Below are 8,467 nucleotides of genomic sequence, written 5' to 3'. Positions count from 1 at the left end.
CGGCGGCCGCGCCGACTGCGGCCAGGCCGGCGCCAGCAGCGGCCCCGGCGTCAGCAGCGCCAGCTTCGACTTCAGCGACTGGGGCGCGGCGGTGACGGTGACCCCGCCGCCCAGCGCCGCGATCTGAGCCGGCTCAGCCGGCGCTGCGGCTCGCCCTGCGGCCGCGGACGATCCAGGCGATCACGCCGGCGGCGACCAGCACCGCCAGCACGATCGCGGCCTTCTCGATCGGCCCCGAGACCCTGTCGTAGTTGGCGCCCACCTCGTAGCCGGCGATCCCCAGGGCGGCGCACCAGGGGAGGGCACCGACGAAGGTCAGGACCGAGAAGGGCAGCAGCGGAACCTTGGCGAGGCCGGCGGGGAAGGAGATGTAGGTGCGGATCACCGGCAGCATGCGGCCGAGGAACACGGCGAGCAGCCCGCGGCGCGCGAAGAAGCGGCCGGCCATGTCGATGTGCGAGCGCGAGATCCCGATGTAGCGGCCGGGCCCGAGGAGCAGCGGCTCACCGAAGCGGGCGGCGAGCACCCAGGCGATCAGCGAGCCGACCAGGTTGCCGGCGGCGCCGGCGATGATCGCCGGCACCAGGCCGAGGTGCGACCCGCCGACCAGGGCGCCGGCGGCGACCGCTCCGGCCACCGGCATGATCACCTCGCTGGGGAAGGGGATGCCGCAGGACTCGGCCGCCATCAGGCCGAACACGGCGGCCAGGCCATGGTTCTCGACAAAGTCCCGGACGAAGCCGCCGATTCCACCGCTCACGAATCGGGGAGCCTACCAGGGCCCCGGGGTGGCTCGACGACCAGGGGCACGGCGGCGGCGCCGAGCTCGGTCCGGCGGCGCGCCTCCCGGCGCTGCCGGATGCGCATCCGGTTGCGGGCGACCAGGGCGACCACGATCACCGCGGCGGGCCCCAGGGTGCGCGCGTCGCGGGTGCCGAGGAGCAGCCCCAGGGGCACGCAGAGGGCGACGAGCTGCTCGAAGGCGCGGCCGCGCAGGCCGAGCAGCACCACCCCGGGGAGGGCGATGATCAGCCCCGCCCACCAGACCGAGGGCAGCGCCGCCACCACCCCCGCCACCAGCGGGACGATGCCGCGGCGGCCGCGGCGGATCCCGATGGGAAAGGCGTCGCCGACCACGCAGCCGGCGATCGCGGTGGCGGCGAACCAGGGGTCACCGTCGTAGACGCGCGCCCCCAGGCCGACCACCGCGCCCTTGATCAGCTCCAGCACCACGGTGAGGGCGGCGGCGCGGAGGCCGCCGGCGGCGAGGGCGTCGAGCGCGCCGGCCCGACCGCGACCGGTCTGCCGGAGGTCGATGCCGCGACCGCGCCGGACCACCAGCCAGGCCACCGGAAGGCTCCCCACCAGGTAGCCGCCGATCAGCGCTCCGGCGACCAGCACCAACCAGTGAGGGGGCGTCACGCAACGAGAGTACTACCGTACGCGGGCATGAGACGACCGCTGCGTCCCTCGGCGATCCCGCGGCTCCCCACCGCCTTCGACGCCGCCGCCGAGCTCGACTGGGGCGACCCGGTGATGAGCCGGCGGCTGCTCCGCGAGCACCTCGACCAGAGGCACGACGGCGCCAGCCGCCGCATCCCCGTGATCGAGCGCCACGTCGCCCGGCTCGCCCGGCTGATCGCCCCGCCGCCGGGACGGCTGCTCGACGCCGGCTGCGGGCCGGGCCTCTACGCCGTCCGTCTCGCCAGGCTCGGCTGGGACGTGGTCGGCGTCGACACCGGCGAGCCGGTGCTGCGCCACGCCCGCATCCTCGCCCGCGAGGCGGGGGTGGCGGCGGAGTTCCGCCGCGCCGATCTGCGCAGCCTGGAGGGCCACGGCGACTTCGACGCGGTGATCCTCGTGTACTTCATCCTCGAGGCCTTCGCCCGCCGCGAGCAGGTGGCGGTGCTGCGCCGGCTCGCCGCCGCGCTGCGCCCCGGGGGCCGCCTCGTCGCCGAGCTCCGGGTGCGGCCCGACCACCCGCCCGGGCGGATCACCGCCTGGGACGTGGTCCCGCGCTCGCTGGTGTCCGACCGCCCCCACCTGCTGCTCACCGACACCCTCTACGACGAGCGCCGGCGGACCTTCGTGCTCCGCGAGATCGGCATCCTCGACGACGGCAGCGTCGCCGTCCAGCAGACCACCGGGCAGCTGACCACCCTCGCCGAGGTGCCCGCGCTCTTCGCCCGCGCCGGGCTGCGGGTGCGCGCCGTCCACGACGGCTGGACCCGCTATCGCGCCACCGGCCTGTCGGAGACGCTGCTGGTGGTGGCGGAGCGTTAGCGGCAGACCGGGTCGGCCCGGCCGAGCCGCAGCTGCAGGGTGGCGGCGGGCTGGTCGCCGAGGACGAGGGTGGCCTCGTACAGGCCCGAGGGGAGGCTGGAGTCGACCCGCCAGCTCAGCTCGTACTCCGCCGAGCGGCCGCGGGGCAGGTTCACCACCCCGCAGGGCACCCCCCGCACCGCCGGCGGCGCCGCGGAGAACACGTGGATGTCGGCCGAGTCGCTGACCACGACCTGGAGGGGGCCGGCGCAGTCGGCCCGGAAGCGTGCGGGGCCTCGGACGGTGGCGGTGAACGCGATCGCACCCGCGCCCTCCAGCCAGCCCCGATCGGCGGCGAAGCCCACCACCCCGGCGACCGCGTTCGGAGTGGGGGGATCGGAGCGCGTGGGAGTGCTGCAGTGGACGGTCGGGGCCGCGGCCGACCCGCATGCGGTCAGCGCTGCGACCACCGGCGCGCAGAGGGTGGCGACGGGGATGCGGGGCATGGCGCGCCCGCAACGATAGTGCTTGCGGGCCGCGGTCGAGCGGCTCGTTCCCACCCTCGGAGCGCCCGCCCATGTTGTGGGTGGAACGAACGGAATCCAGCAACTACCATGTGCGCTTTCGACCGGCAGACCTGGTGGGGAGGAGTCGAGCCATGCCGTCGCCCACGCCCGAGCGCATCCGTTCCGTCGCCGTGCTGGGGCACAGCCATGACGGCAAGACCACGCTCTGTGAGGCGCTGATGCACGTGGCCGGCGCCACCGCGCGGCTGGGCTCGACCGACCAGGGCACCTCCATCCTCGACTTCGAACCCGAGGAGCAGCGGCGCTCGATCAGCATCACCACCGCGGTCGCCCACTGCGACTGGAACGGGGTGCGCATCAACCTGCTCGACACCCCCGGGTTCCCGGACTTCGCCGGCGAGGTGGTGCAGGCGCTCGCCGCCGCCGACTCCGCGCTGCTCGTGGTCGGCGCCACCGGCACCGTCCCGGTCGGCGCCGAGTTCGCCTGGGAGCGGATCAGCGAGGCGCGGATGCCGGCGCTGGTGGTGGTGACGAAGATGGACAAGGAGAACGCCGCCTACGAGGCCACCGTCGACGCCCTCCGTGAGCAGCTGGGGCGCAGGGCCATCGCGGTCGCCGTGCCGATCGGCTCCGCCGAGAGCTTCCGCGGCTTCGTGGACCTGGTCGACGATCGGGCCTACGAGTTCGACGCCCAGGGCGGCTGCACGGAGGTGCCGCTCCCCGAGAACATGCGCGACGAGGTGGAGCGGGCCCACTCGGCGCTGGTCGACGCCGCCGCCGAGACCGACGACGCCCTGCTGGAGAAGTACCTGGAGGGCATCGAGCTCACCGTCGACGAGGTCCACGGCGCCCTCCACACCGCGGCGCTGCGGGGCAGCCTGATCCCGATCATGCCCACCGCATCGCCGCTGCTGAAGGGCTCCAGCACCGTGCTCGACGCCATCAACCGCTTCCTCCCCTCTCCGAAGGAGCGAGTGCACACCGGGGTCGACGCCCACGACCGGCCGGTCGAGATCGAGTGCGATCCCAACGGCCCGCTCGTCGCCCAGGTCTTCAAGACCACGTCCGACCCCTTCGGGAGGGTCAGCTACTTCCGGGTGCTCCGCGGCACCATGCGTGCCGACTCGCATCCGTTCAACGTCCAGAGGGGCCAGGAGGAGCGGCTCAGCGGCCTCGGCCGGCCGATGGGCAAGCAGGTGGTCACCGCCAGCGACATCCCCGCCGGCGACATCGGCGCGGTCACCAAGCTCGCGGTCACCGCCACCGGCGACACCCTCTGCGCCCGGGACACGCCGGTCACCCTCCCGCCGATCGCCTATCCCGCCGCCGCCTACACGATGGCGATCGCCGCGCGGAGCAAGGGCGACGAGGACAAGATCCACAGCGCCCTCGCCCGGCAGGCCGACGAGGACCTCACCTTCACCCTCGGCCGCGACCCCGCCACCGGCGAGGAGGTGGTCCACGGCCTCGGCGACACCCACCTCGACGTCAGCCTGGAGCGGATCAAGCGCCGCTACGGCGTCGACGCCACCCTCTCGACCCCGAGGATCGCGTACCGCGAGACCATCACCGGGACCGCCAAGGTGCAGCACAAGCACAAGAAGCAGACCGGCGGTGCCGGGCAGTACGGCGACTGCACCATCGAGATCGAGCCGCTGCCACGCGGCGGCGGGTACGAATGGCAGGACAAGATCTTCGGCGGCTCCATCCCCCAGCAGTTCCGCCCCTCGGTGGAGAAGGGGGTGAAGCAGACCCTCGCCCAGGGTGCGGTGGCCGGGTATCCGATCGTCGACGTCAAGGTGCGGCTGGTCGACGGCAGCACCCATCCCGTGGACGGCAAGGACATCGCCTTCCAGACCGCGGGGGCCATCGCCATGCGCAAGGCGGTGCAGGAGGCGAGGCCGGTGCTGCTCGAGCCGGTGGTCAACGTCCGCGTGGTGGTGCCGGAGCGGCTGATGGGCGACGCCATCGGCATCCTCAACAGCCGCCGCGGACGGGTGGCGGGGATGAACCCCACCGGCGACGGCCGCTCCGAGGTGACCGCCCAGGTGCCCCAGTCGGAGATGTACACGTTCCCCATCGACCTGCGCGCCGTCACCCAGGGACGGGGTCGCTACACGATGGAGTTCTCCCACTTCGAGGAGGTGCCACCGCAGGTCGCCCAGCATCTCATCGACGAGTACCGGAAGGAGCACGCGGCCCAGGCGTCGTAGCCGGTCGCCGGATGGCGGGGTACTCGGGCACGCCGCTGGCGCGCAAGCTCGGCATCCGGCCGGGCGCGTCGGTCGCGGTCGTCGACGCGCCGGCGGGCTGGGCGATCCCAGAGCTGCCCGACGGCGTCGTGGTCGAGGCCGAGCTCGCCGGGGCGCACGACGTGGTGCTCGCCTTCCTCCGCGAGCGGAAGCTGCTGGTGGAGCGGCTTCCGGCACTGCGGGAGGCGATCCACCGCGAGGGCTCGCTCTGGATCGCCTGGCCGCGGCGCGCCGGCGGTCATGTCAGCGACATCACCGAGAACCGGCTGCGCGAGGACATCCTTCCCTGCGGGCTGGTCGACACCAAGGTGGCTGCGCTCGACGAGGACTGGTCGGGGCTGCGCTTCGTCTGGCGGCGCCGGCTGCGCGCGTCCCGGTAGTGGCGCCTACGGCTTCGCGGCCGGGCTGGCTGCGGCGGTCGCGCAGCTCCAGGGGTAGGGCTGGCAGGCGGCGGCCTCGTCGGCCTCCGGGTACCCGCAGTGGCCACGCATGTTGCCGGTGAGGTGGTCGTCGGCGTCGGAGTCGCCGTCGCACTGGGGCGCGAACCCGGGCGCGGCGAGGCCGAAGTCGTGGAAGACCACCGGGTCGGTGGGGGTGCCGGGGAAGTAGCTCGAGGCCGAGGGGAAGGTCTCGCTGACCCCGTCCGGGTAGACGTCGGTGACCGCACCCTGCACCGCGCCGGAGGCCGCCACGGTGATGGTCGCCACCTGCGAGCGGCAGGCGCTGCCGCCCTGGCAGGGTGCGAAGCCCTCGGGATCGGTCCTGTCCGGCGGCGGCGTCCTGGTGGTGGTCAGCGTGTAGGTGCCCGCGGGCAGCCCGGTGAAGCTGACGCACCCCACCGGCACCGCGGCGCAGTTGCCGTGGAGCAGCGGGCAGGCGGCGGTGGGGACGATCGTCCTCTTCCTCCCCGCGGGCGCCTCGGCGGTGCGGGTGGTGCCACCCCCGGTGAGCAGGTAGGCGGCGGCGGGCAGCGCCTGCTTGCAGGAGTCGACGGTCTGCACCCAGACGGTGAACGACGTGCCCGGCTTGACCTTCTTCGCCTTCGCCATGGCGGCGGGGCCACCGGCGGTGGCGCTCACCGCCACGGCGGCGACCAGCGCCAGCACCGCGACCAGCCGTCCTCTCATCTCCTCTTCCCTTCCCTGAGCCCGAGCGACGATCGTGGGCCGGCGCCCGGTACTGGGACAACGCACGCCGACCGGTGACACCTGCACTATCCTCCGCGCGGTCGCGGACGCAACATCTCGAGGCGAGGAGGACGGCGGTGGGCGAGCGGATCACCTTCCCCAGCAACGGGCACACCTGCCCTGGCTACCTGGCCACCCCCGAGGGCGGCAGGGGTCCCGGCGTGGTCGTCATCCAGGAGTGGTGGGGGCTGGTGCCCCACATCGAGGACGTGTGCGACCGCCTCGCCGCCGAGGGCTTCACCGCGCTGGCCGCCGACCTCTTCCACGGCGAGACCACGACCGAGCCCGACGAGGCGGCCAAGAAGATGATGGAGCTGAGGATCGACGAGGCCGGCCGCGACCTCAGCGGCGCGGTGACCTGGCTGCTCGGCAGCGAGCACACCACCGGCGACGGCGTCGGCACCGTCGGCTTCTGCATGGGCGGCGGCCTCGCCCTCTACCTCGCCTCGCTGCGACCCGAGGTGAGGGCCTGCGTCGTCTACTACGGCGTCGCCCCCTGGCCGGAGGCGCAGCCCGACCTGAGCCGGATCCGCGCCGCGGTGCTGGGCCACTTCGCCGAGAACGACCACTTCGCCGGCCACGAGGCCGTCGACCCGCTGGAGCAGCGGCTGCGCGAGGCCGGGGTGGAGGCGGAGTTCCACTGGTACCCGGGCACCGACCACGCCTTCTTCAACGACACCCGCCCCGAGGTGCACGACGCCGAGGCGGCGCAGCGCTCGTGGGCGCTCACCGTGGCCTTCCTGCACCGTCACCTGGGCTAGCCGTGAACGCGAGGCTGATGCTCGGCGCGGTGGGACTGGTGGCGCTGCTCGCCGGCTGCGGCAGCGGCGACAGCGGCTCGACCCCGACCCCCGGCGGGCCCGTCCGGACACCGCCGGGCCTGGAGGTCGGACCTGCGAAGGACTTCGGCAACGCCTGCCGCCTGCTCTCGCCGGCGGAGGTGCAGTCGACGCTGGGAAGCGGGCCGGTCGCGGCGAGCCCGCGGTCGGATCCGCAGCTGGGCTCGTTCTGCACCTACACGCCGACCACCGGCGGCGCCAGCGTGCCCGTGCTCACCGTGCAGGTGGTGATCCGGCAGAGCGTCGCGGCCGCGCGCGGCGACGTCGAGCAGTCCGGGGGCCCGCCCCTGAGCGGGGTCGGCGACAGCGCCCGCCTCTCCAAGCCCGGGGGCCTGGGCGTGGCCGTCTACCTCTCGCGGGGTGCGACCTTCGCGGTGCTCAGCAGCGCCCACAAGGGAGTCACCCAGGACGAGCTGGTCAAGCTCGCCACCGTCCTCGCCGGCCGCGTCTGAGCGGGCGCCGCACGGACTCCGGCGGCGGCGGTGCGCTAGTGTCGGCCCATGGCCCTGCGCCGCGCGCCGCTCGCCGCCGCCGCGGTCACCGCCGTGCTCGCCGGGCCGCTCGCCGGCTGCGGCCAGGGGCGCGACGCGCTCACCGGGGTGAGCCCCGCCCAGGCGGTGAGCCGGGCGGCGTCGCGCTCGACCTCGGGGAGCTTCCGCGTCGACACCGCGCAGACCATCACCTTCGACCCCTCGCGCCTCTCCGCGGCGGCCCGGCAGGGCTTCGGGAAGAAGCAGGCCCAGCACCAGACCATCAAGGAGGACGTGGAGAGCGCGAAGCGGCTCGGCGGGGTGCTCTCGACCGACAGCCGGTCGGGGATCCACATCGTGCTCTACGACGGCACCGTCTACGTGTCGCCGGACGGGAGGGACTACAAGGAGGCCCCCGTCTTCCAGGGGCTCGCCGACACCTTCTCCACCCACCAGGTGCAGGAGTACGCGGACCACATCGGCGGGCTCAAGGACCGGGGGCGGTCGACCCAGGACGGGGTCGACACCGAGCGCTTCGACGGCGTCCTCGACCAGGCCTACCTGTCGACGCTGTCGACCAGGTTGCTGGGCTCGCTGTTCAGCGGGCTGGGAGCGCCCTCGGGGCTGGCGAGCAGCGTCGGCCAGGCGATCCACTACGACCGCGCCGACGTCACCTTCTACGTCGACCGCGCCTCCGGCTCGCTGGTGCGCGAGGCGAGCATCGCCGATGTCTCCCTCGACTTCGACCGCCTCGCCACCCTCTCCGGCCACTCGACCCCCGGCCTCGGCGGCGTCCTCGAGGTGAGCACCGACGGCTCCACCCACCTCTACGACCACGGCGCGCACATCACCGTCGCCCACCCCAGCGCCACCGGGACGATCAGCCTCCAGGAGCTCGGCGCCCTCTTCGGCAGCGCCCCCACCGGCTGA

10 protein-coding genes are annotated in these 8,467 nt (G+C 74.0%); 6 read left to right on the top strand and 4 right to left on the bottom strand.

The genetic code is table 11. From position 1 onward, the window contains the following. Positions 1 to 133 precede the first annotated feature (133 nt). On the bottom strand, positions 134 to 760 hold the full coding sequence (locus tag VGL20_19060) for a DedA family protein (protein HEY2705786.1): 627 nt from the start codon (positions 758 to 760) through the stop codon (positions 134 to 136). Beyond that, on the bottom strand, positions 757 to 1,422 hold the full coding sequence (locus VGL20_19055) for a glycerol-3-phosphate acyltransferase (protein ID HEY2705785.1): 666 nt from the start codon (positions 1,420 to 1,422) through the stop codon (positions 757 to 759). The genes VGL20_19060 and VGL20_19055 overlap by 4 nt, the downstream gene beginning before the upstream one ends. 27 nt (positions 1,423 to 1,449) lie before the next feature. Between VGL20_19055 and VGL20_19050 the strand changes: the two genes are divergently transcribed. Next, entirely contained in the window at positions 1,450 to 2,283 is an 834-nt protein-coding gene (locus VGL20_19050) for a class I SAM-dependent methyltransferase (GenBank protein ID HEY2705784.1), read from the top strand. Here VGL20_19050 and VGL20_19045 read toward each other — a convergent pair. Further along, entirely contained in the window at positions 2,280 to 2,768 is a 489-nt protein-coding gene (locus tag VGL20_19045) for a hypothetical protein (protein ID HEY2705783.1), read from the bottom strand. The genes VGL20_19050 and VGL20_19045 overlap by 4 nt on opposite strands. 152 nt (positions 2,769 to 2,920) lie before the next feature. Here VGL20_19045 and fusA point away from each other — a divergent pair, with 152 nt between their 5' ends. Next, on the top strand, positions 2,921 to 5,002 hold the full coding sequence (gene fusA, locus VGL20_19040; GenBank protein ID HEY2705782.1) for an elongation factor G: 2,082 nt from the start codon (positions 2,921 to 2,923) through the stop codon (positions 5,000 to 5,002). 11 nt (positions 5,003 to 5,013) lie between these two features. Next, positions 5,014 to 5,421, top strand: a complete 408-nt coding sequence (locus tag VGL20_19035) for a DUF3052 family protein (GenBank protein HEY2705781.1) — start codon at positions 5,014 to 5,016, stop codon at positions 5,419 to 5,421. 6 nt (positions 5,422 to 5,427) lie between these two features. Here VGL20_19035 and VGL20_19030 read toward each other — a convergent pair whose 3' ends face one another. Beyond that, a complete protein-coding gene (locus VGL20_19030; protein ID HEY2705780.1) occupies positions 5,428 to 6,168 on the bottom strand; it encodes a hypothetical protein in 741 nt (246 codons plus the stop codon). Positions 6,169 to 6,305: 137 nt separating this feature from the next. Between VGL20_19030 and VGL20_19025 the strand changes: the two genes are divergently transcribed. From VGL20_19025 to VGL20_19015, 3 genes are read left to right on the top strand one after another with little or no spacing between them, the layout of a single operon-like run. Continuing rightward, a complete protein-coding gene (locus VGL20_19025) occupies positions 6,306 to 6,989 on the top strand; it encodes an alpha/beta fold hydrolase (GenBank protein ID HEY2705779.1) in 684 nt (227 codons plus the stop codon). Positions 6,990 to 6,991: 2 nt separating this feature from the next. Then, positions 6,992 to 7,519: a hypothetical protein gene (locus tag VGL20_19020; protein HEY2705778.1), complete on the top strand. Its 528-nt coding sequence runs from the start codon at positions 6,992 to 6,994 to the stop codon at positions 7,517 to 7,519. Positions 7,520 to 7,567: 48 nt separating this feature from the next. Further along, positions 7,568 to 8,467: a hypothetical protein gene (locus tag VGL20_19015; GenBank protein ID HEY2705777.1), complete on the top strand. Its 900-nt coding sequence runs from the start codon at positions 7,568 to 7,570 to the stop codon at positions 8,465 to 8,467.

This window comes from Candidatus Dormiibacterota bacterium, assembly GCA_036495095.1.
In the GTDB taxonomy this organism is placed as follows: Bacteria; Chloroflexota; Dormibacteria; order Aeolococcales; family Aeolococcaceae; genus CF-96.
Note: the sequence above shows the minus strand (reverse complement) of the source record. Positions and strands in the feature narration are given on the sequence as shown.

Excerpts from the sequence above, each read along its gene's own strand:
- VGL20_19050 (HEY2705784.1), top strand. The coding sequence starts at position 1,450 with ATGAGACGACCGCTGCGTCCCTCGGCGATCCCGCGGCTCCCCACCGCC.
- VGL20_19045 (HEY2705783.1), bottom strand. The coding sequence starts at position 2,768 with ATGCCCCGCATCCCCGTCGCCACCCTCTGCGCGCCGGTGGTCGCAGCG.
- fusA (HEY2705782.1), top strand. The coding sequence starts at position 2,921 with ATGCCGTCGCCCACGCCCGAGCGCATCCGTTCCGTCGCCGTGCTGGGG.
- VGL20_19035 (HEY2705781.1), top strand. The coding sequence starts at position 5,014 with ATGGCGGGGTACTCGGGCACGCCGCTGGCGCGCAAGCTCGGCATCCGG.
- VGL20_19030 (HEY2705780.1), bottom strand. The coding sequence starts at position 6,168 with ATGAGAGGACGGCTGGTCGCGGTGCTGGCGCTGGTCGCCGCCGTGGCG.
- VGL20_19015 (HEY2705777.1), top strand. The coding sequence starts at position 7,568 with ATGGCCCTGCGCCGCGCGCCGCTCGCCGCCGCCGCGGTCACCGCCGTG.